Genomic DNA, 24922 nt, shown 5'->3' on the forward strand with positions numbered 1-24922 from the left:
TATCTCTCGTTATCTTCCAATAGAAGGAGAACGTATGACCTCTTCCCACTTCGCTGAGCTGATCGCTTATGCGCAAGCGCACACTGGCCCGGCATCTGAACGCCAGGGTTCTTTTATCACTACCTATTTTGAAAACACCGACCCGGATGAAATCATCAGCCGTGGCCCAGCTACCCTGTTCGCCCAGGCGAATGCCCACTGGCGTTTGCTGGACGCTCCGCGGGCGGCGAATACGCCCAAGATCAGGGTGTTCAATCCCACCCTGGCAGAAGACGGCTTTGTCAGCGACCATACTGTCGTGCAGATCGTTAATGACAATATGCCCTTCCTGGTGGATTCGGTGACGATGGCGATCAATCGTAGTGGCCGCACCGCACACTGGATAGTGCACCCGCTGATGAGCGTGGCACGTGATGCGAACGGTAGTGTGACTGCAGTCAGCACAGTGGCAGCGGCAAAGGCTGCTGGCAGCACTGATCCGGTTGAGTCCCTGATCCTGGTTGAGTGCGACCGCATCGTTGACCAGGCTGCACAGCAGGCGCTGGTGGAAGATCTGAAAAGTGTCTTGTCCGATGTACGTGGTGCCGTAGTTGACTGGCAACCCATGCTGGCGCGCGCCCGCGAAGTGCGCGCCGCTTGTGAAAAAGCCACGCAGTCGCCAGAAAAACGCGATGAAGCGATTGCCTTCCTGGCCTGGCTGGAAGACCGCCATTTCACCTTCCTCGGTGTACGCGACTATGATTTAAAGCGCGAAGGCGACAATGTCAGCCTGGTCGCTATCGCTGATTCTGGCCTGGGCATCTTGCGTGGTCCTGTCAAGACAGCAGAAACCCGTTTGCCACCAGAAGTCGTGGCCCTGATGGATTCCACAGAAATGGTCATGGTCACCAAGGCCATGACCCGTGCTACCGTGCACAGACCAGCCTGGCTGGACTATATCGCCGTCAAGCGTTTTGATGATGCCGGCAATGTCATCGGTGAATCACGCTTCCTCGGTCTGTACACTTCCACAGCTTATTCGGAACCGGTAGGCAATATCCCGCTGGTACGCCAGCGTGTAACGAATGTCATGAATACTTCTGGCGTCGTGCCTGAGAGCCATGCGGCCAAGTCGCTGCAAGCCATTCTGGATGATTATCCGCGTGATGAATTGTTCCAGATCGATGCTGCAACCCTGGCTGATCATGCTATCGGTATCCTGCGCCTGCAAGAACGCCAGCGCACCCGCTTGTTCTTGCGTCGAGACCCTTTTGGCCGCTTCACTTCAGCCCAGGTATTTGTACCGCGTGACCGCTATAACACTGAACTGCGCGTCAAGATAGGTAATGAATTGATGATGGCACTGAATGGCCAGTCCATAGAATTCACGCCCATGCTGACTGATAGTCCATTGGCACGCATACATTATCTGGTCAGGGCCAAGGATGTAGCACCACAAAACGTCAATCTGGCGATACTGGAAGCACGCATCGCCAAACTCGCACAACGCTGGGAAGATGATTGCACATCCGAGCTGTTGCGCTCGCATGGTGAAGGCAATGGCCTGAGCCTGGCAAACCGTTTTGCCAATGCCTTCCCGACTGCCTACCGTGAAGATTTTTCTGCCCTGGTGGGTGCAGAAGATGCCGACATGCTGGCCAGCCTGAACGCCGGTGCACCGATGATGGTCAAGCTCTATCGCCCTCTCGATGCAGGTCCAGGCAATTTGCGCTTCAAGATTTATAACACTGCCAAGGTGGCACTCTCCGATTCCCTGCCTGTGCTGGAACATATGGGTGCCAGGGTACTGGATGAACATCCCTATGCCATCGTCAGTGGTGCCGAAACTTTATGGATACATGATCTGGGCTTGCAATTACCAGCCAATACCGATTTGTCCGCGGTGAAAGTACGTTTTGAAAACCTGTTCTCGCAAGCCTGGGGTGGCGAGGTCGAAAGTGATGACCTCAATCGCCTGGTACTCAATACCACGCTGGATGCACGCTCAATTGCCGTCTTGCGTGCCTGCTCGCGCTATTTCAAACAACTGGGTTTTGCCTATAGCCAGAACTATATCGAAGCGGCACTCAACAAAAATGCACCTATCACGCAACTGATTGCCGAACTGTTTGGTGCGCGCTTCAAGCCTGATTATGTCGGCGACCGCGACCTCGCGCAAAAACATATACGCGAACAGCTGGAAGCACAGATGAGCAATGTAGCGAGTCTGGATGAAGACCGCATCCTGCGCCAGTTCATCGCGACTATTGTTGCGACCCTGCGTACCAATCTGTGGCAAACCACGGCCACTGGTGCATTCAAACCCTACATGAGCTTCAAGCTCAACCCGCGTGAAGTGCCGGGCGTGCCAGAACCTAAACCTCTGTTTGAAATCTGGGTCTATTCTCCACGAGTTGAAGGCGTGCATCTGCGCGGTGGCAAGGTCGCCCGTGGCGGCTTGCGCTGGTCTGACAGACGTGAAGACTTCCGTACCGAAATTCTCGGCCTGGTGAAAGCCCAGCAAGTCAAAAATACCGTCATCGTGCCGGTAGGTTCCAAAGGTGGTTTTGTCCTCAAGAATGCACCACCAGCGACAGACCGCGAAGCCTATCAGGCTGAAGGTGTGGCTTGCTACAAAATCTTCCTGTCCGGCCTGCTGGATGTGACTGACAATATCGTCAAAGGTGCTGTAGTACCACCACAAAAAGTCATACGTCATGATGTCGATGACCCTTATCTGGTGGTTGCGGCTGACAAGGGCACGGCCACTTTCTCGGATATCGCCAATGGCGTCTCGGCTGATTATGGCTTCTGGCTGGGTGATGCCTTTGCCTCTGGCGGCTCGGTCGGTTATGACCACAAGAAAATGGGTATCACTGCCCGCGGTGCATGGGAATCGGTCAAGCGCCATTTCCGCTCACAGGGTGTGAATACGCAAGATACGGCTTTCACCGTGGCTGGTATTGGTGACATGTCAGGCGACGTGTTTGGTAATGGCATGCTCTTGTCTGAGCATATCAAACTGGTGGCGGCATTTGATCACCGTCATATTTTCATCGACCCATCACCTGATGTGGCCATTTCATTTGCCGAGCGTCAGCGCCTGTTCAACCTGCCGCGTTCGAGCTGGGATGATTACGACAAGAGCCTGATCTCTGCCGGTGGTGGTGTTTATCCACGTGGTGCCAAGTCCATCAGCCTGAGCCCTGAGGCACGTGCTGTGCTGGGCATAGAAACGGCTGAACTGGCACCGGTAGAATTGCTGCGTGCCATTTTGCAAGCACCGGTAGATTTGCTCTACAACGGCGGCATAGGCACTTATGTCAAAGCCAAGTATGAAACCCATGCCCAGGTCGGTGACAAGGCTGGTGACGCTTTCCGTGTCAACGGTAATGATTTGCGCTGCAAGGTATTGGCCGAAGGTGGTAACCTTGGTTGCACACAAAATGGCCGTATAGAATTCGCACAAAAAGGTGGTCGTATCTATACCGATGCGATAGATAATTCTGCCGGTGTTGATTGCTCTGACCATGAAGTCAATATCAAGATTTTGCTGGGTAGCATCGTTGAAGCGGGTGACCTGACCCTCAAGCAGCGTAATGACTTGCTGGCGTCGATGACCGATGAAGTTGGTCACCTGGTCCTGACCGACAATTATTATCAAAGCCAGGCCCTGGATATTGCCGCGCACCGTCCATTATATGTACTCGATGGTCAGCAAAGACTGATGCAGTCACTGGAAAAACAGGGCCGCCTGAACCGTGCCATAGAATACCTGCCCAGCGATGATGAAATCTTTCACCGCAAGGCATTGAAGCAAGGGCTGACTGCACCAGAAGGTGCGGTTGTGCTGGCCTATGCCAAGATGTCAGTGTTTGATGAGCTGGTTGCCAGCAATTTGCCGGATGATCCTTTCTTCAGCCGCGCATTAAAAGCTTACTTCCCGCAAGTCTTGTCCGAACGTTTTGCTGAAGCGATTTCCAACCACCCGCTGAAGCGTGAAATCATCGCCACCTTCATCACCAATACCGTGGTCAATCGTGCCGGTGCTACCTTCGTCAACTTCATCGCTTCTGAAGCTGGGGCGACTGCGGCTGACGTGATACGTGCCTTTACGCTGGCCCGCGAGATATTTGATCTGGAAGTATTGTGGGATCAGATCGATGCACTGGATTACAAGGTTGATTCAAAACTGCAACTCGACCTCTTGTCCAAGCTGATCGCCATTGCCCAAAGAGCCTCGCGCTGGATGCTGCGCATACGTTCGCAAAGCACTGACTTGCCTACGCTGATACAACGCTACCAGCCAGCAGCGCGTGAGCTGCGCTGGCAGCTGGCAGACTGGCTGCCAGCCAATGCCCACGCCAACTGGCAAAAAGAAGCAGAGGCACTGACACAGGCCGGGGTTGAAGCCACGCTGGCACAAAACCTGACAGCACTGGAATACATCTTCCCGGCACTCGATCTGGTAGACCTGGCGCAAAGCACCAGCAGTGAACTGGAGCAGGTGGCCCGTGCCTACTTTGGTATTGATGATGAGCTGGGCCTGACAGGCTGGCGTAATCAAATCAATCGCCTGCCTACAGACACCCTGTGGCAGACCCAGGCCCGTGGCAGTGCGCGTGATGATGTGTATTCGATTGCCAGCCAGATTACCCGCGGCATCCTGTCACGTCAGGAAGACATTGCCAACTGGCGCGCCCAGCATGCACCAGCTATAGATAGGCTGACTGCCCTGCTCAACACCATCAGCGCACAGGGGCCTGATCTGGCACCTGTATCGGTGGCCTTGCGCGAATTGCGTCATCTTGCTTAATGTAGTTGAAACGAAGTAAATGAAGGAAGCAAAGCCGCCCACCATACAAGTGGGCGGCTTTGTTTTTTCTGTCTTGTTTATTGTGACTGAGGTACTGCAAATATGCACTGCAAATACGCACTGCAAATTAATCCTCATAAATTAATTCATCTGCCTCTTCTTCAAACATTTTTAGCGAAGCAACCAGCAAGTCATTGAAGGACGCAGCGACATATTCCATGCAATCAGGGTCATGGGTAAAGCAGATGATCTGCCCCGCCTTCCCTTGTGCCCTTGGTGACATGTCCAGTATCAGTAACAGAGTGCCGCCACCAAAGCTGGCGAAGGGTAGCCAGCCGGGCTCATACCAGTTTGGGCTTATCCGCGCATCGCGTGCTTCTTCCTGTTGATAGTCCAGATATTGCACGGCCCGGTTTTTCATGCTCATGCGTTCGTCCATGCAATCGCTGAGAGAAAGGAAGTCATAGCCCGTCAGATACCCAGGGCGGGCAAACAAGGCTTTGTAGTAGCCGCCACCATTGGCGGCCAGCCAGGCTTGTTTCAATTCTTCAGGCAAGGGGAAACCGAAATCTTGTTCCAGCGCAGTTATCTCAGCCAGTGTGGCGCTGGGCTGAAGCTCAGGTGCCACGTCGGCATCTGCATACAGGGTAAGGACTTTTTTCAGGTAGTCTGAGAATCGCATAAATTTATTTTCCGGGATGCAGGATGATTTTTACAAAAACTGCTATCAATATATACAATCTTGCCTGCAAATGTTGAACGTATGGCGAAGTTTTGAGTCAAATCGCATGTTGTCTCTGTCTATCCAGTACTGAATAATAATCATATGAAAAAAAATTCTGCACACTATTTATCTACCGCTCTACTAGGCTTTGCCCTGACAATTCCTGCATATGGTTTTGCACAGACAAGCCCTGCAAAAGTTGATGAAGTCGCTTTGCGCGCCCATCTCGCACTCTTGTCATCCGACCTGTTTGAGGGCCGTGGCACAGGCCAGCGTGGTGGTGACCTGACTGTCGCTTATCTCGAAACCCAGGCCGCGGTTGCTGGACTGTTGCCAGCCAATGGCAAAAGCTACAGACAGGCAGTCAGCATCAATGGCATCAAGTCTTTGCCACTGGAAAGCTCGGTCAATATACGTCTTGCGAGATCGCTTAACCTGACTTTTGGTGAAGACTGGATCTGGAGTGCGGGTGATGCCATAAGTAGCCATCAGTTCGATCATGAATTGCTGTTCGTCGGTTACGGTATCAATGCGCCTGAAGAGCAATGGGATGATTTCAAAGGTGTGGATTGCAAAGGGAAAATTCTGGTCGTCATGGTCAATGATCCGCAACCTACAGCAGAACAGCCGGACCGCTTTGGTGGTAAAGCCCTGACTTATTATGGTCGTCGCACTTACAAGACTGAAGAAGCCCTGCGCCGTGGTGCGGTTGGCGTTTTGTTGATACACACTGAAGCGTCTGCAAATATCGGCTGGGATGTCTTGAAAAACGGTGGCATGGGTGAGCAATTCCAGTTGGCGAACAAAGATACAAAAGGCCTGGCAATACAAGGCTGGATTACCGATGCTGCGGCAAATACCTTGTTTGCAGCGTCCGGTCTGGATTTGAATGCCCTGCGTCAGACTGCCGAAAACAAGGACTTCAAGCCAGTTGCCATCAAGGCGAGGCTAAAGGGTGAAGCAAAATCGCAAATACGCCAGCTGGAACAATTCAATATTGCCGGCATCGTACCTGGGACAGACCCACAACTTAACAATGAACTGGTGATCTACAGCGCACACTGGGATCACCTTGGCAAGCAAGATGGTACAGGCGACCAGATTTATAACGGTGCAGTCGATAATGGCTCAGGCACCGCAGCCTTGCTGGCCATGGCAAAAGCCGCGGTCGTACAACCTGCCAAACGCAGCCAGATGTTCTTATGGGTGGCGGCAGAAGAACAGGGTTTGCTGGGCAGCGCCTGGTATGCCAGCCATCCTTTATGGGCCCTGAATAAAACCGCGGCAGCACTGAATCTGGACACGCTTAATTTTGTTGGCCGCACCAAAGACATCAGTGCCTTTGGCGCAGACCGCAGTGATCTCATCGTGGCTGCCAATAAGGTGGCGCAGGGCATGAACATGACAGTTGCACCACCACGTGTCGATGTGGCCGGAGGATATTTCCGCAGCGACCATTTCAGTTTTGCCAAGGCAGGCGTACCAGCATTTTCCATAGGCAGTGGCCGCGACTATATCAATGACCCACAAGCCTCATTGGAAAAAGCGCGTGGCTACGGCAAACGTTATCATCAGGTCACCGATGAATATGATGCAAGCTGGGATTTATCCGGCATGACAGAACAGGCACAGTTCACATTGAACCTGGGGCAAGAAATTGCTAACACCAAATCCATGCCGGCGTGGAAAGAAAATGATGCGTTTTCCAAAATGCGTAAGTAAAAAAAATCAAAAAAATACTTGAACTTGTAGTAACAAGTCGCTTCAAAGCTGTGCCGCATGGATGTGGTGTGCTGGCCTATTTTATGGATGAAGAGAACTCTTTTCTTTGCGACATGGGAAAGTAATTAGTCATCATATCGATAGACATAAGCAGGGGCGGAAATAGAACAGTAAATAACAAAAAAAGAAAACCATGAAAGAAATAATGAACAAGACCAAGTTTGCATTAAAGCCAATTGCCAGCGTATGTTTACAAGTTATGCTTGCTTTGCCCTTCATGCACTGTAGTGCGATCGCTGCCGTGGACACTGCTGCTGTCGTTAAAAAAGAAGTTGGCATGGACACTTCAGTCTTACCGGGAGATGATTTTTATCGTTATGTGAATGGTGGCTGGTTAAAAAATGCAGTCATCCCCGATCACAAAACTATAATCGGAAATTTTGATAGCCTGATTGAAGAGTCTGATAACAAGGTCTTGAAGTTGATACAGCAGGCAGGCAAGGCCGAGCCTGGCAGTGCAGTGCGCAAGGTAGGTGATTTTTATGCGGCTCATTTGAATATTGATGCCATCAATCAACTTGGTCAGGCACCATTGCAAAATGAGATGCAAAGCATCACTTCTCTCCAGGATAAAATCAGTCTTGCAAATTATCTTGGCAAGCATCTGCGTGCCGATGTCGATCCCATCAATACTGCAAACATCTTCACCGAAAATTTGTTTGGCTTGTGGGTAGCCCAGGGTTTTCATGATCCTAAAAAGTATATGCCCTACCTTTTGCAAGGTGGTCTGGGTCTGGCAAATCGCGAATACTATTTGTCCAGCAACGCCAAGATGGTCGAGCTCAGGAAAAACTATGTGGCATACATAGCCGCAATGCTGAAACTGGCCGATGTCGCTGAACCAGAAGCAGCGGCAAAACGCGTATTTGACCTGGAAATGCAAATCGCCAAAGGTCATACGAACCGCGAAGCAACTTCAGACGTCATGCAAGCCGACAATACCTGGAGCATGGCTGATTTTGGCAAGAAGGCACCGGGCATGGACTGGGCGACTTATTTCAAGGCAGCTGGTCTGGATGAGCAGAAAAAATTCATTATCTGGCATCCTAGCGCTTTGAAAACCTCATCTGCACTGGTGGCGAATACAGCGCTGGCAAGCTGGCAAGACTATTTGCGTTTTCATGTTATTAACCAACGCGTCAATGTATTACCTCAGGCTTTCTTTGAGCAAAAGTTCAAATTTTATAGTGCCCTCAGTGGTGCCAAAGCGCCACAGCCGCGCTGGAAATATGTAGTGACAGCGACCAATGAGGCATTGGGTGAAGAAGTTGGAAAACTCTATGTAGCAGAGAATTTTTCACCCGAAGCCAAGCGTCGCGTCAATGATATGGTGACGAATTTGCTGACAGCTTTTGGTGAACGGGTACAGGCATTGAAATGGATGACGCCAGCCACCAAGCAGGAAGCCCTGGCAAAAATCAAGGCGACTTATGTTGGCGTTGGCTATCCAGATAAATGGCGTGATTATTCCGGCTTGAGAGTGGATGTGAATGATGCTTACGGCAATCGCGAAAGGGCGCAGGAATTTGAATATCGCCGTGCCCTGGCAAAATTCGGCCAACCCGTTGATCCCACAGAATGGTGTATGAATCCGCAGCTGGTGAACGCGGTTAACATGCCCATGCAAAATGCCATCAATTTTCCCGCTGCATATTTGCAGTCGCCAAATTTTGATTTGAATGCCAGTGATGCGACTAATTATGGTGCGCTAGGTTCCACCATCGGCCATGAAATCAGTCATGGCTTTGATAATTCTGGCTCCATGTTTGACGCAAAAGGGGAATTGCGCAACTGGTGGAGCAAGGCTGATCTGGCGCATTTCAAGGCATCCTCCAAAGCACTGATTGCGCAGTTTAACCAGTATCGTCCCTTCCCGGATCTGGCTGTCAATGGTGCCCAGACATTGGGTGAGAATATCGCTGACCTGGCTGGCCTGATGGCAGCGTATGACGCATATCATGCCTCAATGAAACAAAAAGGGCTGGCAATTACCAAAGAAGATGAGAAAGAATTCTTTTTGTCTTATGCGTATAGCTGGCGTCGTAAAATGCGCGACGAAACTTTGCGCACCATTATTATTACCAATGAACATGCTCCAGTTCAATATCGCATACTGACAGTGCGCAACCTGGATGCCTGGTACGATGCATTTGCAGTACAGCCAGGACAAAAACAATATCTTGCACCCAAGAATCGCGTCAAGATCTGGTAAGTCGATATTGATGCCAGCATTATGTGTATGCGGTCATTTTTGGTTTTAATAATGTAAGTTAATCGGCTTTGGCGCAGTCAATTATCAGATTTCATAAGAAAGAAAATAATGAAAAAGACTAAGTTCGTATTAAAACCGGTCGCCAGTGTTTGTCTGCAAGTCATGCTGAGCGTACCCTTGATGCACAGCATGGCACATGCTGCTGATGCACCTTCTGCGGCTGCTACCAGGCCAGCAAGCTCGGTAAAAAAAGAAACCGGCATGGATACCTCGGTTGCGCCCGGTGATGACTTTAATCGCTACGCCAACGGCGGCTGGGAAAAGACAGCTGTCATCCCTGACGACAAAGTAGCCGTCGGTATTTTTGATGTGCTGGTAGAAGAGTCCGATGCCAAGGTCTTGAAAATCATAGAGCAGGCCACCAGGGCAGAAGCGGGCAGTGCCACGCGCAAGATAGGCGATTTTTATGCGTCTTATCTGAATATCGATGCCATCAACCAGCGTGGCCTGGCACCTTTGCAAGCTGAGATGCAGAGCATTGCCGAGATCAAGGACAAGGCTGGACTAGCAGCATATCTGGGCAAGCATTTGCGTGCTGATGTAGACCCTATCAATGCCACCAATGTATTTACTGAAAACCTGTTTGGCCTGTGGGTGTCGCAAGGCTTTCATGACCATACCAAATACATGCCTTATCTCTTGCAAGGTGGTCTGGGCTTGCCTGACCGTGAATACTATCTGTCCAGCAGCCCCAGAATGGCAGAGATCAGGAAAAACTATCTGGCGCATATAACAGCGACGCTGAAACTGATCAATGTGCCTGATGCCGAGCAGGCCGCCAGGCGCGTATTCGATCTGGAAGTGCTGATTGCCAAAGGCCATGCCAATCGCGAAGCAACATCCGATGTGTTGAAAGCCGACAATACCTGGACCCTGGCTGATTTCAATAAAAAAGCCGCAGGACTGGATTGGACCGTCTATTTCAAGGCAGCCGGTCTGGACGGCCAAGGCAAATTCATTATCTGGCATCCTACTGCCTTGAAAGCCTCGTCTGCACTGGTGAAAAATACTGCGCTGGCGAGCTGGCAAGATTATTTGCGCTTCCATGCCATCAACCAGCGTTCCACCGTATTGCCGCAGGCTTTCTTTGATCAGCGCTTCAAGTTCTACAGCGCACTTAGCGGTGCCAAGGCACCGCAGCCGCGCTGGAAATATGCAGTGACAGCGACCAATAATGCGCTGGGTGAAGAAGTCGGAAAATTATATGTGGCCGAGAATTTTTCTGCTGAATCCAAGACCCGCATCAATGGCATGGTCAGCAATATCCTGGCTGCCTTTGGTGAGCGTGTACAGGCATTGAAATGGATGACTCCGGCCACCAAGCAAGAGGCACTGGCCAAGATCAAGGCGACTTATGTCGGTGTTGGTTATCCAGACAAATGGCGTGACTATTCCGGCCTGGTTGTCGATGCCAGTGATGCCTATGGCAATCGTGAACGTTCTCAGGAATTTGAATACCGCCGCGCACTGGCAAAATTTGGTCAGCCTGTCGATGTGACAGAATGGTGCATGAACCCGCAACTGGTGAATGCCGTTAATATGCCATTGCAAAACGCCATTAACTTCCCTGCTGCGTATTTGCAGTCCCCCAACTTTGATCTGGCCGCCAGCGATGCTACCAATTATGGTGCATTGGGTGCCACGATAGGTCATGAAATCAGCCACAGCTTTGATAATTCCGGTGCCATGTTTGACTCAAAAGGAGAGCTGCGCAACTGGTGGAGCAAGGCTGATCTGGCGCATTTCAAGACTTCTTCCAAAGCCCTGATCGCCCAGTTCAATCAATACAAGGCCTTCCCTGATCTCTCCATCAATGGTGCGCAGACCCTGGGTGAGAACATTGCTGACCTGGCCGGTTTGATGGCCGCCTATGATGCCTATCGCGTGTCAATGAAACAAAAAGGCCAGGCCATTACCAAGGAAGATGAACAGGAATTCTTCCTCGCTTATGCTCGTAGCTGGCGCGGCAAGATGCGTGATGAAACCCTGCGCACCGCCGTCATTACCAATGAACATGCGCCGGGACAATACCGTGTCCTGACCGTACGTAATCTGGATGCCTGGTACGATGCCTTTGCTGTGCAGCCTGGTCAAAAACTTTATCTGGCACCTAAGGACAGGGTCAAGGTCTGGTAAAAAACCTACTTACGATCTTAAGCGCGAGCGCGATTTTGTTTGATGTGGGGATCATGTGCTGCTCAAAATGCTCATGTACTAGAGTACATTCCGCTTTTTGCGCTGCGTTTTTGTCACCCTCGATCCCGCTGACGCACGCTCGCTACAGATCGTAAACAGGTTTTAAGAAAAAAGATGTCAGGCCGGTCGCAAGCCATCATGCATGCGCCGTCTGACTTCTGCAACATAGCGCTCGCTGACCGGGACTTTGTCCTGGTTGGCGAGCACCAGTTGATATACACCATCTCCCAGCACTTCAAGCTGGCTGAGCTGGTCACAGCGCACGATGGCACTGCGGTGTACGCGCAGGAAGCTGGCCGGATCGAGATGTTTTTCCAGTTGGCTCAGGGCAACCCTGTGCAATACTTGCCTCTGTCCCATATGCAACTGCATATAATTTCCAGCCGCTTCTATCCATAAAACATCTGCCAGTTGTATGCACTCTATGCGGCCTACCGAGCGTACGCTGATCTGTTGCCAATAAGCGGGTTGCTCTTTCTTCGCTTCATCTTCTGCCTTGACATATTGCCCCATGGCTTGCGCATAGCCAGCTTGCTGGCGCTGCTTGAGCATGGCGGTGGCGCGCTCCAGCGATAGTGCCAGACGCCGGTCGTCAAAAGGCTTGAGCAAGTAATCGAGGGCATGCAGGTCAAAGGCTTCTATCGCATGGGCGTTGAAGGCCGTGACAAAAATCACCAGCGGTGGCGCAGTCTGGGTGCTCAGTTCACGTGCCAGTGCCAGGCCGGTTTCGCGTGGCATTTGTATATCGAGAAAGATGACATCAACAGCATTGGCATCCATAGCTGCGCGCGCCGTGGCGACGCTGGCGCATTCGGCGACGATGCTCCAGCCGGGATGGTCCTGCAAGGCATAGCGCAAGTTGGCGCGGCCCGGCTCTTCATCATCGACGATCAGTGCATGTATTGTCATGATATTGCGTTCTCGGGCATGTGTAGCGGCATGCGGATTTGCACCTCAAAACGCTGCTGGCCATCTTCCTGTATGCGCCCGCTATGCATGCTGGCGCGCCCTGCATAAATCAAGTCCAGCCTGGCGCGGGTTTGTGGCAAGCCCAGACCCAGCCCGGGGTTGGCGCCAATGCCATCAGTGACGGTATTGCTGACACTGATGCTGAGTTCTTCATCATCCAGTTTGAATTGCATGCGGATATCGCTGCTGCCCTCGTGGCAATCCAGATCATGACGCAAGGCATTTTCCAGCAAGGGTTGCAGTAGCAAAGGCGGGCAGTCACCTGCCAGTACATTCGCGGTATCACCTGCGATGCTGATTTGCAGGCGTGCGCCGTAACGCAACCTTTGTAATTCCAGATAATCACGTATGAAAGTCATCTCGTCTTCCAGCCTCACCCAGTCCTTGCTGCTGGCCGTCAGTGCATAGCGCAGCAAATCACTGAGGCGGTTCAGGCCAGTCAGGGCAATGCGCTTGTCATCTGCCCTGACCAGGGCGCTGATGGCGTTGAGGCAATTGAAGATGAAGTGCGGCTCCAACTGCCCGCGCAAGGCATCCAGTCTTTGCTGTTCCAGGTCCAGCCGCAGATGCAGTACATCATTCATGGATTGCTGCAAGACTTGCTCACGCACACGTGCCTGCCGCCAGGTGCAGATCGCCAGCACGGCAATGAAGGTGCCGGTGGACCAGGCATATTCGAGGAAGATCGTAAAGTTACGCATATTGAAGGCCATGGTCACGATGTCCTGCAACCCAAAGCTGCGTTTTTCCTTGAGCAGGTCAAGGATAGCGATATATATTATTTCCAGTGGCAGAAAGCCCAGCAGCATGATCATATACGCCAGCGCTATGCCCTTCGCTTTGCTGAGAAATTTTTCGTGCCGCATGAAAATCAGGTAGAGGCAGGTGCTGAAGACCATCATCAGCAAATGGCTGCTGACCCAGAACCACAGTATCTCGCTAAAGCTACGCTGGGTAGTTCCGTACTTGATCAGGTCAGCATAATTGCCAAGAGCACCAATGGCACACAAACTGGTCCACACCAGGATATTGCTCAGCAAAAGTTTGAAGACGATGATTGCTGTGAGCTGTGGCACCTGGTTCAGGGCGGGAGTATCTGGGCGGGCATTTTCCATGGTAGCAGTATAGCAGTCTGCATGACCGTATTTGCCTGTGCAGAAAGGCAGTAGCGACAGGGTTTCGGGGTTTCGTCACAAGCTCAGCCATGGCACAGGCTATTGCCAGATAATCCATTGCAATCGATATACCAGCGTGGACGAGGGGGCAGGATGGATGTAAGTCTGAAAGTGAATGGGCAAGTGCGCAAGTGTCAGGCAGAGGGTGATACGCCGCTGCTATGGATATTGCGTGAAGACCTGGGCCTGACTGGCACCAAGTTTGGCTGTGGTGCTGGCCTGTGCGGTGCCTGTACCGTGCATCTGGATGGGCAGGCTTTACGCAGTTGCGTCATGCCGGTAGCAAGCCTGAACGGGCGCAATATCACGACGATAGAAGGTCTGTCGCCCGACCGCAGCCATGTCCTGCAACAAGCCTGGATAGAACATCAGGTGCCGCAATGTGGGTATTGCCAGTCAGGCATGCTGATGGCGGCTGCTGCCTTGCTGAAGACCACGCCGCATCCCAGCGACAAGCAGATTGATGCGGCAATGACCAATCTGTGCCGTTGCGGTACTTATCCGCGTGTCAGGGCTGCCATACATACGGCTGCCGCGAAACTCAGGCCATTAACGAAGAAGGGACAGAAGGCATGACTGAAGATATCACTACGGTGCGTTCGCCTGCGCGCAGGAATTTCCTTAAATCTTCGCTGGTGGCCGGTGCATGGGTACTGGGCAGCAGCACCATACCCATGCTGAATAGTCTGGCGGCGGATGAAGCGGGCAAGGCAGGGTCGACCTTTGCTTCGCCCTTTGATTTCTGGCTCAGCATCGATGGCACAGGTGTGGTGACTGCTTACACCACGGTCACCAATCTGGGGCAGGGCACCCATGCCGCGATTGCCCAGATCGTCGCCGAAGAACTGGAAATGTCCCTGGCAAATGTACGCATAGAACATGCACCCGTCATCAAACAATTCCACAGAGAATGGCCACCCGGCATCACGACTTTTGCCAGCGCAGGTTTTAATTCTGCACTGGAAACGATAGCACCAGCCTGTGCTGCGGCCAGGCAAATGTTGTTGCAGGCAGCAGCCCTGCAATGGCAAGTGGATGTCAAAAATTGCGTGGCTGTCAATGCACAAGTGACTCATGCTGCCACTGGCCGCAGCCTGCCCTACACCGCCTTGATCAAGGCAGCGGCAATACTTGCACCACCAGAAAAACCGGTGATCAAATCGCCGAAAGACTGGAAGGTGCTGGGGCAGTCAACACCACGCCCTGACATTCCGGCGCGGGTAGATGGTAGTGCAGTGTTTGGTATCGATGTGCAAAGACCAGGCATGCTGATGGCAGCAGTCCTGCATGCCCCGCGTTTTGGCAGCAGCTTGCAAAGTGTGGATGATGGTCCTGCGCTGGCTGTGAAAGGTGTACGCAAGGTCGTGCATCTGCCCAATGCCGTAGCGGTGGTGGCTGAGCGTTACTGGATAGCCCACAAGGCAGTGCAATTGCTCAAGCCAGTATGGCAGGATGGTGCACATGCCAGTATCAATACCGCAGAGATGCGCAGCAGCTTGCTGAGGGCAGTTGCTGCTGGCGATGGCAAGCTCTTCCCTAGGCCAAAAAAACAAAAAGAAGGTGCCGCAGAGACAGCAATGAAAGAGGCAAGCAGCATTATCGACACCAGCTTTGATGTGCCTTTCCTGGCCCATGCAACGATGGAACCCTTGAATGCCACCGTTGAAGTGACTGCTACAGGTGCACAAGTCTGGCTCTCCACCCAAAGCCAGACTGACACACAAAATGGCGTCGCCAAGGCACTGGGTTTTCAGCCTGAGCAAGTACAGATACATACCCAGCACGCAGGCGGCGGTTTTGGCCGCAGGCTGGAACATGATTTTGCTATCGAGGCTGCCTTGATCGCGAAGGCCGCCGGTGCCTGTGTAAAAACCATCTGGTCGCGTGAGAACGATATGCAGGCTGGCTATTACCGCCCCATCACCGCTGCCCGTGTGCAACTGGCGCTGGACAAAGATCATTTGCCCATGGTTTTGCGGCTCGATACTGCAGGACCTTCACTACTCGAATATACGCGGGTCACGAATAGCCCGGCCAGGAACGGTCTTGACTGGACCTATATCATGGGCTGGTTCGGTAGCAGCTATAAATTCCCTCTATTCGATACCCGTTGGACCAGAGTGGACTTTGGTGTGCCCTGTTCTTACTGGCGCTCGGTAGGCAATTCGCAAAATTGCTTTTTCCTTGAACATACACTGGAACAGGCCGCACGCAAGGCGGGCATGGATAGTCTGGAATACCGCCGCCGCCTGTTGCAACATAATCCCAAAGCCATCGCCTTTGTGAATGCGTTGGCAGAGCGCGCAGGCTGGAACACGCCCTTGCCCAAGGGCTATTACCGTGGTTTTGCAATGAATGGCAATAGCTTCCTGTTCAGTGCTCATATCGTTGAAATTGCAGTCAGCAAACCGGGGCAATTCCGTCTGGTAAAAATTACTGCTGGCATCAACCCGGGAGTCGTCGCCAACCCCAAAGCTGTCGAGGCGCAGATGATGGGCGGTACACTGTTTGGTTTGTCTGCGGCCCTGTTTGGTGAAATCAGTTTCAGGGATGGCCAGGTGGAACAGGGCAATTTTGATAGCTATCGCCTGGTCTCGCTGGCACAGACACCAGTACTGGACGTCATGGTCACGAGTACTGGTGACAGACCGGAAGGCGTGGGCGAAGAAGGCCCGCCATCGATAGGCCCGGCCATTGCCAATGCCTTGCTGGCAGCCAGTGGCAAGCCCGTCACGCGTCTGCCGCTGTCGCAGGCGGGGTGGAAACTGATGGCATAGCCACAGATTTTTCTGCGAATTTATTTTACTGCTGGTATTGTGATGTTGTAGAAGAACATAAATTCACATCAATCCGGGAGACAAAATGAATATAGCAAACTGGTGCGTGCTGGCGGCATGCCTGCTACCGACAATAACGGTGGGGCTGGCCAAGGCGCAGTCTGCAAAAATGCCGCGCGATGCAGGCAGGTATGACAATAATAATCCCAGGGAATGGGCGCAAAGTTTAAGCGGCTGGAAGCAACGTGCCAATGCTGCCCAGCAAAATGGTTTTGAAGCCCTGCCGCTATTCATCGCCGCTGTCGTTCTTGCCCAGCAAGCCCATGCAGACCAGACGCGCATAGATCAACTGGCAGTCTTGTTCATTGCCCTGCGTATTGTGTATACCATTGCCTATCTGATGAACCAGGGTACTCTGCGTACCCTTATCTGGAGCGGTGGCCTGGCGACCAGTATCGCGATCTTGTTGATGGCGGCTTAGCTATTTTTTGATCATGACCAGGATATGGGCGAGTATGTCTTCGCCCTTATCCTTACGGGCAATTTGCTGGCTGGCTTCAGCAATTGCAAAGCCATGCAATTGCGCCAGTCGTTGCAGATAAGCATAGCCATGCGCATAGCGTTGCGAAGGGCGCAAGAGATAATCAGCATCTTCGCTCGCTACTTCTACAGAAAATCCCAGCACTGCTTCGGGCTGCATGACGCGGCTGGCAGCAGCAAATACCGGTTCAAGATCGCCGATATACACAAACACATCAGCCGCAATGATGAGATCAAAATCCTGGTCTTGTAATTGCAACCAGTCGCCGATTTCTGCACAGTGCAGTTCATCATATAAGCCGGTACTTTTAGCCTTGGCCAACATTCTTTCTGACAAGTCTATGCCCGTCAGTTTACTGGCATTGGCACGCAGATACGGGGCGCATAAACCGGTGCCGCAACCCAGGTCAAGATAATTGCCAGGGTTTTTGCTGGCATATTTGTTGACTGCCGCGCTCAGTAGTGCTGGCACCTGATAATGCAAATCCTCCAGCAAGTGCTGGTCGAAATGCGGTGCATACTGATCAAACAAATCAGCCACATAGGCTGGTGGTGATGCGGAGGGCGTTGCAGTCGCGCCCAGGGCTGCCAGTGCATAAGTGATCTGTGCCAGTTCTGCCTCATCGCTGCAATAGCTGGCAGCAGTTTGATATGCCTTAATGGCGGCATCGTCCCGGCCCAGCAGGCGCAAGACATGGCCACTTTGCAGATGGGCCTTGCCATAGTCGGACTTGATTTTCAGTGCCTGTGCAAAGCTGTCCAGGGCGGTTTCGAATTCCTGAATTTTTTGCAGACAGATACCGCGATTGCACCAGGCTTGCAGATGTCCTGCCTGCAAATGCAGGACCTGTTCATAAGCTGCCACCGCTTCTGCATCAAGGCGCAAACATTGCAGGCTGTAGGCACGGGCAAAATGGATGGCAGCATCATTTGGATTCAGTTGCAAAGCCTCGTCAAAATCCTGCAGGGCTTGCTGGTGTTCATCCATGTCTTGCAGGCAGATGCCGCGGTTCAATAAGGCCCCGGCATAGCGCGGATTATATTCCAGTGCCTTGTCATAATGATGCAAGGCAGCGGCCAGCTTGCCCAGGCTGCGCAAGACATTGCCACGGTTATTCCAGACCATGGCGTAATCCGGCTTTATCTGCAAGGCGCGGTCATAACTGGCCAGGGCTTCTTCCGATAAACCCAGGTCTTGCAAGGCTGCACCAAGGTTGCCATGGGCAATGGCTTGTTGCGCATCGATGGCAATAGCCTGGCGCAATCTTGTGACTGCTAGCCTGGCATCACCGCGCTGTCTGGCGATCACGCCCAGCAATTGCAGGGCATCAAAATGCTCAGGCTCTGTTTGCAATACCTGTTGATAGATGGTTTCTGCTGCGTCGAACTGGCCTTGCTGATGCAGTGTTACTGCCTGCTGCAATATGTTGCTGATCTTGGTTGTGCTCATTTTCCTGTACTATCAGGGCTATTCTTAAAGGATGGATTTTATGGACCAGCAAGAACTCTTGGAATTATTGTGGAGCCTGCTACCCTCACCCGCCTACCTGATTGCCGCGTTTGCTTTTGGCTTGCTGGGTATGGCCGCGTTTTACTATGGCAGGAAAAAACCCAACAAGAGGGTCAAATGGCTGTCGGTGGGCTTGATGTTTTACCCTTACTTCATCGGTAGTGACATACGCATGCTGTATGGCACAGGTATCGCTTTTTGCATAGCCATCGCCGTCAGCATTTATTATCCCTCTGAAACCAGGTAGCCTTCATTCAGCCCAGGATTTTTTCCATCTCTTCAAACTGCAGATTGTCTACCAGCATTTGTTCCTTGCCATTGTCGGACGGGAATGGCTTGAAGCGGCCAGTGCGCACATAACCACGGCGCTCATAATAGGCGATGAGTTCTTTCCTGACGCTGATGACCGTCATCCAGATTTTTTGTATGCCCCATAGGTCTTGCGCATATTGTTCAGCCGTTTGCATGAAGTGTTTACCTATGCCATTACCCTGCAGCACAGGACGCACGACAAACATGCCCAGGTAGGCGGCGCCTTCCGTTTTTTCCAGATTGACGCAACCTATAATGTCATCACCCTGCAGGCATAGCAGGATGACGGAATCGGGGTTGGCGATCAATTCGCGCACTTCAGGCGGGAATATGCGTGAGCCTTGCAGCAAGTCTGCTTCGGTAGTCCAGCCCTGACGGCTGCTGTCGCCACGGTAGGCGCTATTTACCAGCGCTGCGATAAGGTCTGCATCAGCATCCACTGCTGGTCGAAAGCTGATATCTGTTGTCTTGCTTGAAATATTTTCTGTCATACGCGTCCATATAAGATGGGGTTTCTGTCTTGCCTGGCGCTGGAATAATAACATGCGCATTTCCTCTGCCAGAATCTGGCTTTGCCGACCTGAAAACCGCGTGTTAGCATGTCATGATTAAATGAATTTTTACCATCAGGGATTGTTGATTTTTTAATGAAAAACGCCGCGACCAGGGCAGTCCTGTTTGTCTGCATGGGCAATATCTGCCGTTCACCCAGTGCCGAAGGGGTATTCCGTACCTATGCTGAGGCCGCGCAACTGAACTTGCATATAGACTCGGCTGGAACCCATGCTTATCACATAGGCGAGGCGCCAGACCCACGCTCGCAGCAATTTGCCGCCCGTCGTGGCATAGACTTGTCGCAGCAAAGAGCGCGCAAGCTGGCCGCGGACGACTTTGAAAAATTTGATTTATTGCTGGCCATGGACAAAGAAAACCTGGCCAGGATGAAGGCTGCCTGCCCGCCTGCTTATCAGCACAAACTGAAACTCATGATGGACTATGCCAGCCATAGTGACAGCGACATCGTGCCCGACCCTTATTATGGCGGCCCTGATGGCTTTGACCTGGTACTGGATTATATTGAAGACGCCAGCGCTGGCTTGGTTCGCGCCATACAGAATGAGGGGAAAACCTGATGCAAGCCCGGGACCAGGAGTTTGTTATGAACTCCATACGCAGTTATTTGCAAGCCCGTCCTCAAAGTGCGGATACTGCCGAGGGCATACAGCATTTCTGGATACGGTGGCCAGGTGACGCACTGCCTTTATCTGTGATATCAGACATACTTGAGCATATGCGCAATGCAGGTGAACTTGAGAGCGTGAACGTGGGTGGCCGTACGATCTGGCGTGCAGCGTGTTGAATGGAGTTATGACCTGAGCATGTCTTTGAGCCGCCTTTTTTTTCTGATGCCAATAAGTTCCACGCTGTTTTTCAGCTGTGCCAGCCTGGCGCAGACTGGTGGCTATACGAGCGGCCAGACATCAAATGAGCAGGTCAACATAGAGACCATCAAGAAAGCCTATTCTCATGCCGTGCTGGCCAGCAATCATAGCCGCATGCCAGCGACAGTGACACTGCAACTCAGCAGCTACAGCAATTTGGCCTCCAGCCGGGTTTGGCCTATACAGGCACAACTGGCCAGCGGGCAAAGCCTGGAACTGGTTGAAGTCTCGGCTGCCAACCAGCAGTTTGGCTATACCTTTGATTACCATAAGCATTATGTCCAGGGTGACCCCGGGGCGCGACATGATGAAAATGTCAGTTATCGCATCCCCTTCATGGCCGACCAGCCATACCAGATATTGCAGTCTGCAGATGGCCCGCTGTTTTCGCACCAGACAGTTGCTACGCGCTATGCGGTGGATATCAATATGCCCATGGGGACGACAGTGATTGCGGCACGGGCAGGCATCGTTGCCGAAGTGGCCAGTGAGTTCAATGACAATGGCAGACCTGAACCTGAATTTTTTGACAAGGCCAATTATGTCCGCATCTTGCATGAGGACGGCAGCTGGGCAGATTACTTCCACCTCATGCAACATGCCATCCAGGTCCAGCCGGGCATGCGTGTGGATGCGGGACAAGTCCTTGGCCTGTCTGGTAATAGCGGTTATTCCACTACGCCACACCTGCATTTCCATGTACAGGTGAACCAGAACGGTACCATCATTTCCCTGCCTTTTCGCTTCAGCAATAAACATGATGGCGTGTTTACGCCACGCTACCAGAGCTGGCTCATCCCCGACCAGCAGACTATCAAGCTCAGCAATGCCAGCAAAAACAAGCCCAGGAAAACCCTGCGTGAATGCCTGCCAGCAGGCAAGACAGTGGATGATGCCGTGATACGTTGCCTGTCTAGTTCCTGAACCTTTCCCTGTTCCATAACTTATGTGATGAAAGTCATTTTTGCAGTGATGGAAATCCCGCAGGCAAAAATTTCCAGGCTGCGGCGCTGATATACTGCATTCATGGATACCGCCAGCACACACCCTACTGTCACTACTATCAAGCCACCTTCAGCGCCAGCTTCCTGGCAGGCGGCTATCAGGGTATTGCTGCTGAATGTATTCATCTGGACCACACTCAGCCTGATAGGTGCACTGACTTCCCTCAACGATGATTTGCGGGCAGGGGTCCAGGGAGATTTCTGGCTGATCTTTTTAAGCTGGGGTCGCTCGGCAATTGCCCTGGCCTTGCTCAGCTATATTCTCATGTATGTGCTGACGCGTTGGCCCTGGTTTTTCAGCCGCGTCAGTCATATTGCCCTTGGTTACGTCTTGCTCCTGCTCATCGTCTTGCCAGGGCAATTATTATATGTAGGCAAGTTGTTCACCCTGGATGGCCCGCATGATATCAACTGGGGGCAGATCGAGGCTGAGCTGCAAGTATTTGACAAGCTGGCCGCCCTGCTACGCCTTTCTTCCATCAGTGCCGTGTATTTTGCCGTGGTCGCCATCAAGATCTGGCAGCAAAGCCAGGAGCGTGGGCAGGCCTGGGCGCAGGAAAGGGCCGATGCTCTGGCCTTGCGTCTGGAACTGGAACAACAAAAATCCCTGGCCCTGCGCGCACAGCTTGAACCACATTTCATGTTCAATGCCCTCAATGCCATCAGCGCCCTGGTGATTTCAGACAGCAAGGATGTGGCTCTGGATGGCATACATGGCCTCAGTGAGTTATTGCGCTATGCCCTGGCGGCGGGAGACAAGAACTGGGTCAGGTTCTCTGAGGAACTGGCCTTTGTGCAGGATTATCTGGCGCTGCAGCGTCTGCGCTATGGCGAACGCCTGCATATTGCGATAGAGGGCGTGGATGAGCAGGTACTCGCCTGCGATTGCCCACCCCTGCTGTTACAGCCACTGATAGAAAACGCTCTGAGACATGATCTGGATTGCCATGAAGAAGCCAGCGACATCCTTTGCCATTTTGAGTGCCAGTCCCAGACTTTGCTGATACGCATCAGCAATCCCCTTCATGAGGAGGCTGCTGCCAATCCCGGTGTTGGACTGGGTTTGCGCAATACCCAGGCGCGCCTGCAACTGGCTTATGGCGATGCCGCCTCCTTGCAGACAGAAACCAGCGCTGGTCGCTTTCAGGTGAGGATCAGCATGCCGGTGGCAAGAAAAGCATGAGAGTCGCGGGATGACAGCCACTATCCGCAGCATCATCGTCGATGATGAAGAACATGCGCGCATCACCTTGCGCTATGCCTTGAGCAAATTTCCTGAATGGACAGTGCTGGCCGAGCTGAAAAATGCTGCCACTGCCCGTGAATACCTGGCGCAATATGCCGTTGATGTGGTGTTTCTTGATATACAAATGCCCAAAGAGTCAGGTCTGGAACTGGTGCAAAACCTGCTTGAACAAGGCAAGCCGCCACTCATCATCTTTGTCACCGCCTACAATGCCCATGCGATTGATGCCTTTGACTTGCATGCCCTGGATTACCTGCTCAAGCCCTTCAACGCAGAACGTTTTGCCAAAACCCTGGCAAGAGCCAGGGAAATGCTGGACCTGACCCGCCCTCCTGCATATGGCCAGGCCCTGGCAGCCTGCCTGGCCTCAGGCCTGCAAGCAACTTACCCGCGACAGGTGACGGTCAGGTCTATTGGCGAAATGGAAAGTATTTTGCTCTCTGAGGTCTACTGGATGGGGGCGGCGGGCAATTATGTAGAGTTACATCTGGACAGGCGCGTAGTCTTGCACAGGGTAGCTTTAAGCAAGCTGGAAGAATATCTCGACCCCAGGCAATTTGTGCGGGTACACAGAAGCGTCATCGTCAGGGCAGACCAGCCTGCTCATTTGCAGGTGCTGGGAAATGGCGGTTATCAATTAAGCCTGCGGAATGGTGCAGAGGTACCTGTCAGCAAGAATTATGTCGAGATTGTCCGTCAATTATTACTCAACCCGGTCTGAGCTTAATGGCAGCAGGCATACCAAATGTTAGCCTATGCAAACAATACGCAAACAATGGCGGTGCAAAAAATTTCAGCGTCTTCCTGAACTTAGCACCGCTATTTGGGTCTGAATTCCCGTAATACAAGCAAGTCTGTTTGCATTTCAATCCGCCAAATCAGCATTTCATCCATAAAAAAGTGCACTTCAAAACCTGGGTGATTGAACTGGACAAGACTATAGGGAATACTTCCTCATCCAATTTCCCCAAACCAATAGCGACAGGGACCATCATGTTACGTAAAACTCTACTTGTTCTTGCCATTGCTTCTGCCCTGGCAGCCTGCAGCAAAGACAAAGCCACAGAAAAAGCCAGTGCCAGCTCCAGTGCCAGCGCTACAGCAGACAAGGGTGATGCCAAAGACAAGAAAGACAAGGCTCCCGTCAAGCTGGTGATCGCGCCTGAAGACGTGTTGACAGTACAAAGCAATGCCCTGGCATCCGGCCCGGTAGTGACTGGCTCGATACAGCCAGAGCGCAAGGCAGACTTGCGCGCCGAAGTGGGGGCAGTGGTTTTACAAGTATTGAAAGAGAATGGTGATGTCGTCAAACGTGGCGATGTCCTCGTCAAGCTCGATGAAACCTCTATCCGTGACAATCTCAACTCTGCCGAAGACGCAGCCCGCAATGCTGCCCTGGCGCTGGACCAGTCTGACCGTGCACTGCAACGCCTGAAAACCTTGCGTGCCTCAGGCATGACTTCCCTGCAGGCCCTTGATGATGCTGAAGTACGCCGCAACAGCGCCCAGAGTGAATTGTCTGCTTCCAGAGCACGCGCCGTGGTGGCCCGCCAGCAATTGCAGCGTACCGTCGTGCGCGCCCCGTTTGATGGCGTTGTCAGTGAACGCAAGGTATCGGCTGGTGATACTGCTGCCATAGGCAAGGAACTGGTCAAGGTCATAGACCCGACCAGCATGCGCTTTGCTGGTCGTGTATCTACCGACAAGATCGCCCTGGTCAAGGTGGGCCAGCCTGTGGGTTTCCGTATCAATGGTTACGCTGGACAGGAATTCCGTGGCAAGGTCACCCGGGTAGACCCGGCCGCCAATGATGTTACCCGCCAGGTAGAAGTGCTGGTGGCCTTTGCCGACAGCAATCAGCCGCGTGTATCCGGCCTGTATGCAGAAGGCAATATAGAAGCAGCGATGGTCAGTGCCCTGATGCTGCCAGAAGCAGCGGTCATCAAATCTGGTGACAAGACTTATGCATGGAAAGTTGCAGGCAAGACCCTGAGCAAGGTTGACCTGCAAATCGGCAAACGCGACCAGCGTACAGGTAATTATGAAATCCGCAGTGGTCTGGCAGCAGGTGATGTCGTCATGCGCAGCCCCAGCTCCAGTTTCAAGGATGGTCAGAACATAGAACTGGCTGCTGCCAAAGTGGCAGTGGCTGATGCGACTCCAGCGCAAGGAAAATAA

At 52.4% G+C, this 24922-nt stretch carries 19 protein-coding genes; 14 read left to right on the forward strand and 5 right to left on the reverse strand.

Annotation, left to right across the window (positions count from 1 at the left end):
* Positions 1 to 34: 34 nt before the first annotated feature.
* Entirely contained in the window at positions 35 to 4795 is a 4761-nt protein-coding gene (locus tag DFR42_RS08845) for an NAD-glutamate dehydrogenase (protein ID WP_110254612.1), read from the forward strand.
* Positions 4796 to 4922: 127 nt separating this feature from the next.
* Here DFR42_RS08845 and DFR42_RS08850 read toward each other — a convergent pair whose 3' ends face one another.
* Complete coding sequence (locus tag DFR42_RS08850; protein ID WP_110254613.1) at positions 4923 to 5477, reverse strand: SMI1/KNR4 family protein; 555 nt, start codon at positions 5475 to 5477, stop codon at positions 4923 to 4925.
* Between the two features lie 144 nt (positions 5478 to 5621).
* Here DFR42_RS08850 and DFR42_RS08855 point away from each other — a divergent pair, with 144 nt between their 5' ends.
* The 3 genes from DFR42_RS08855 (at position 5622) to DFR42_RS08865 (ending at position 11709) form a co-directional block, all read left to right on the forward strand.
* Positions 5622 to 7241: a M28 family peptidase gene (locus tag DFR42_RS08855; protein ID WP_110254614.1), complete on the forward strand. Its 1620-nt coding sequence runs from the start codon at positions 5622 to 5624 to the stop codon at positions 7239 to 7241.
* A gap of 193 nt (positions 7242 to 7434) precedes the next feature.
* Positions 7435 to 9513 carry a M13 family metallopeptidase gene (locus DFR42_RS08860; protein ID WP_245936894.1) on the forward strand — a complete coding sequence of 693 codons (2079 nt, stop codon included), beginning with the start codon at positions 7435 to 7437 and terminating at the stop codon, positions 9511 to 9513.
* Between the two features lie 108 nt (positions 9514 to 9621).
* A complete protein-coding gene (locus DFR42_RS08865; RefSeq protein WP_211324207.1) occupies positions 9622 to 11709 on the forward strand; it encodes a M13 family metallopeptidase in 2088 nt (695 codons plus the stop codon).
* A 177-nt stretch (positions 11710 to 11886) separates the two neighbouring features.
* Here DFR42_RS08865 and DFR42_RS08870 read toward each other — a convergent pair whose 3' ends face one another.
* Entirely contained in the window at positions 11887 to 12678 is a 792-nt protein-coding gene (locus DFR42_RS08870; RefSeq protein WP_110254616.1) for a LytR/AlgR family response regulator transcription factor, read from the reverse strand.
* A complete protein-coding gene (locus DFR42_RS08875; RefSeq protein WP_110254617.1) occupies positions 12675 to 13853 on the reverse strand; it encodes a sensor histidine kinase in 1179 nt (392 codons plus the stop codon). Before DFR42_RS08875 ends, DFR42_RS08870 begins: the two co-directional genes overlap by 4 nt.
* A 153-nt stretch (positions 13854 to 14006) precedes the next feature.
* Here DFR42_RS08875 and DFR42_RS08880 point away from each other — a divergent pair, with 153 nt between their 5' ends.
* From DFR42_RS08880 to DFR42_RS08890, 3 genes are all read left to right on the forward strand, one after another.
* Complete coding sequence (locus DFR42_RS08880; protein ID WP_110254618.1) at positions 14007 to 14489, forward strand: (2Fe-2S)-binding protein; 483 nt, start codon at positions 14007 to 14009, stop codon at positions 14487 to 14489.
* A complete protein-coding gene (locus tag DFR42_RS08885; protein WP_110254619.1) occupies positions 14486 to 16690 on the forward strand; it encodes a xanthine dehydrogenase family protein molybdopterin-binding subunit in 2205 nt (734 codons plus the stop codon). The genes DFR42_RS08880 and DFR42_RS08885 overlap by 4 nt, the downstream gene beginning before the upstream one ends.
* 85 nt (positions 16691 to 16775) lie before the next feature.
* A complete protein-coding gene (locus tag DFR42_RS08890) occupies positions 16776 to 17171 on the forward strand; it encodes an MAPEG family protein (protein ID WP_110254620.1) in 396 nt (131 codons plus the stop codon).
* Here the strand turns inward: DFR42_RS08890 and DFR42_RS08895 are convergent, their stop codons facing one another.
* On the reverse strand, positions 17172 to 18680 hold the full coding sequence (locus tag DFR42_RS08895; protein WP_110254621.1) for a tetratricopeptide repeat protein: 1509 nt from the start codon (positions 18678 to 18680) through the stop codon (positions 17172 to 17174). It abuts the gene before it with no gap.
* A 40-nt stretch (positions 18681 to 18720) separates the two neighbouring features.
* Here DFR42_RS08895 and DFR42_RS08900 point away from each other — a divergent pair, with 40 nt between their 5' ends.
* Positions 18721 to 18987 (forward strand): hypothetical protein, encoded by a 267-nt coding sequence (locus DFR42_RS08900; protein ID WP_110254622.1) that lies wholly within the window; start codon positions 18721 to 18723, stop codon positions 18985 to 18987.
* 7 nt (positions 18988 to 18994) lie between these two features.
* On the opposite strand, the gene DFR42_RS08905 is transcribed toward DFR42_RS08900, so the two are convergent.
* The gene (locus DFR42_RS08905) at positions 18995 to 19543 is read right to left on the reverse strand and encodes a GNAT family N-acetyltransferase (protein WP_211324210.1); all 549 of its coding nucleotides are present in this window, start codon (positions 19541 to 19543) and stop codon (positions 18995 to 18997) included.
* A 156-nt stretch (positions 19544 to 19699) separates the two neighbouring features.
* Between DFR42_RS08905 and DFR42_RS08910 the strand changes: the two genes are divergently transcribed.
* The 6 genes from DFR42_RS08910 to DFR42_RS08935 all read left to right on the forward strand — a co-directional run bounded on the left by DFR42_RS08910 (position 19700) and on the right by DFR42_RS08935 (position 24922).
* Positions 19700 to 20185 (forward strand): low molecular weight protein-tyrosine-phosphatase, encoded by a 486-nt coding sequence (locus DFR42_RS08910; RefSeq protein ID WP_110254623.1) that lies wholly within the window; start codon positions 19700 to 19702, stop codon positions 20183 to 20185.
* A 26-nt stretch (positions 20186 to 20211) separates the two neighbouring features.
* Complete coding sequence (locus DFR42_RS08915; protein WP_110254624.1) at positions 20212 to 20412, forward strand: hypothetical protein; 201 nt, start codon at positions 20212 to 20214, stop codon at positions 20410 to 20412.
* A 46-nt stretch (positions 20413 to 20458) separates the two neighbouring features.
* A complete protein-coding gene (locus tag DFR42_RS08920; RefSeq protein WP_170133461.1) occupies positions 20459 to 21418 on the forward strand; it encodes a M23 family metallopeptidase in 960 nt (319 codons plus the stop codon).
* Positions 21419 to 21520: 102 nt separating this feature from the next.
* Complete coding sequence (locus tag DFR42_RS08925) at positions 21521 to 22681, forward strand: sensor histidine kinase (RefSeq protein ID WP_110254626.1); 1161 nt, start codon at positions 21521 to 21523, stop codon at positions 22679 to 22681.
* Positions 22682 to 22691: 10 nt separating this feature from the next.
* Positions 22692 to 23465, forward strand: coding sequence for a LytR/AlgR family response regulator transcription factor (locus DFR42_RS08930; protein WP_110254627.1), 774 nt, complete (start codon positions 22692 to 22694; stop codon positions 23463 to 23465).
* Positions 23466 to 23737: 272 nt separating this feature from the next.
* The gene (locus DFR42_RS08935; protein ID WP_110254994.1) at positions 23738 to 24922 is read left to right on the forward strand and encodes an efflux RND transporter periplasmic adaptor subunit; all 1185 of its coding nucleotides are present in this window, start codon (positions 23738 to 23740) and stop codon (positions 24920 to 24922) included.

It is taken from the genome of Undibacterium pigrum (assembly GCF_003201815.1).
Classification (GTDB): Bacteria; Pseudomonadota; Gammaproteobacteria; order Burkholderiales; family Burkholderiaceae_D; genus Undibacterium; species Undibacterium pigrum.

Coding starts and splice junctions, on each gene's coding strand:
- DFR42_RS08845 (WP_110254612.1), top strand. CDS start 35: ATGACCTCTTCCCACTTCGCTGAGCTGATCGCTTATGCGCAAGCGCAC.
- DFR42_RS08850 (WP_110254613.1), bottom strand. CDS start 5,477: ATGCGATTCTCAGACTACCTGAAAAAAGTCCTTACCCTGTATGCAGAT.
- DFR42_RS08855 (WP_110254614.1), top strand. CDS start 5,622: ATGAAAAAAAATTCTGCACACTATTTATCTACCGCTCTACTAGGCTTT.
- DFR42_RS08860 (WP_245936894.1), top strand. CDS start 7,435: ATGAAAGAAATAATGAACAAGACCAAGTTTGCATTAAAGCCAATTGCC.
- DFR42_RS08865 (WP_211324207.1), top strand. CDS start 9,622: ATGAAAAAGACTAAGTTCGTATTAAAACCGGTCGCCAGTGTTTGTCTG.
- DFR42_RS08870 (WP_110254616.1), bottom strand. CDS start 12,678: ATGACAATACATGCACTGATCGTCGATGATGAAGAGCCGGGCCGCGCC.
- DFR42_RS08875 (WP_110254617.1), bottom strand. CDS start 13,853: ATGGAAAATGCCCGCCCAGATACTCCCGCCCTGAACCAGGTGCCACAG.
- DFR42_RS08880 (WP_110254618.1), top strand. CDS start 14,007: ATGGATGTAAGTCTGAAAGTGAATGGGCAAGTGCGCAAGTGTCAGGCA.
- DFR42_RS08885 (WP_110254619.1), top strand. CDS start 14,486: ATGACTGAAGATATCACTACGGTGCGTTCGCCTGCGCGCAGGAATTTC.
- DFR42_RS08890 (WP_110254620.1), top strand. CDS start 16,776: ATGAATATAGCAAACTGGTGCGTGCTGGCGGCATGCCTGCTACCGACA.
- DFR42_RS08895 (WP_110254621.1), bottom strand. CDS start 18,680: ATGAGCACAACCAAGATCAGCAACATATTGCAGCAGGCAGTAACACTG.
- DFR42_RS08900 (WP_110254622.1), top strand. CDS start 18,721: ATGGACCAGCAAGAACTCTTGGAATTATTGTGGAGCCTGCTACCCTCA.
- DFR42_RS08905 (WP_211324210.1), bottom strand. CDS start 19,543: ATGACAGAAAATATTTCAAGCAAGACAACAGATATCAGCTTTCGACCA.
- DFR42_RS08910 (WP_110254623.1), top strand. CDS start 19,700: ATGAAAAACGCCGCGACCAGGGCAGTCCTGTTTGTCTGCATGGGCAAT.
- DFR42_RS08915 (WP_110254624.1), top strand. CDS start 20,212: ATGAACTCCATACGCAGTTATTTGCAAGCCCGTCCTCAAAGTGCGGAT.
- DFR42_RS08920 (WP_170133461.1), top strand. CDS start 20,459: ATGCCAATAAGTTCCACGCTGTTTTTCAGCTGTGCCAGCCTGGCGCAG.
- DFR42_RS08925 (WP_110254626.1), top strand. CDS start 21,521: ATGGATACCGCCAGCACACACCCTACTGTCACTACTATCAAGCCACCT.
- DFR42_RS08930 (WP_110254627.1), top strand. CDS start 22,692: ATGACAGCCACTATCCGCAGCATCATCGTCGATGATGAAGAACATGCG.
- DFR42_RS08935 (WP_110254994.1), top strand. CDS start 23,738: ATGTTACGTAAAACTCTACTTGTTCTTGCCATTGCTTCTGCCCTGGCA.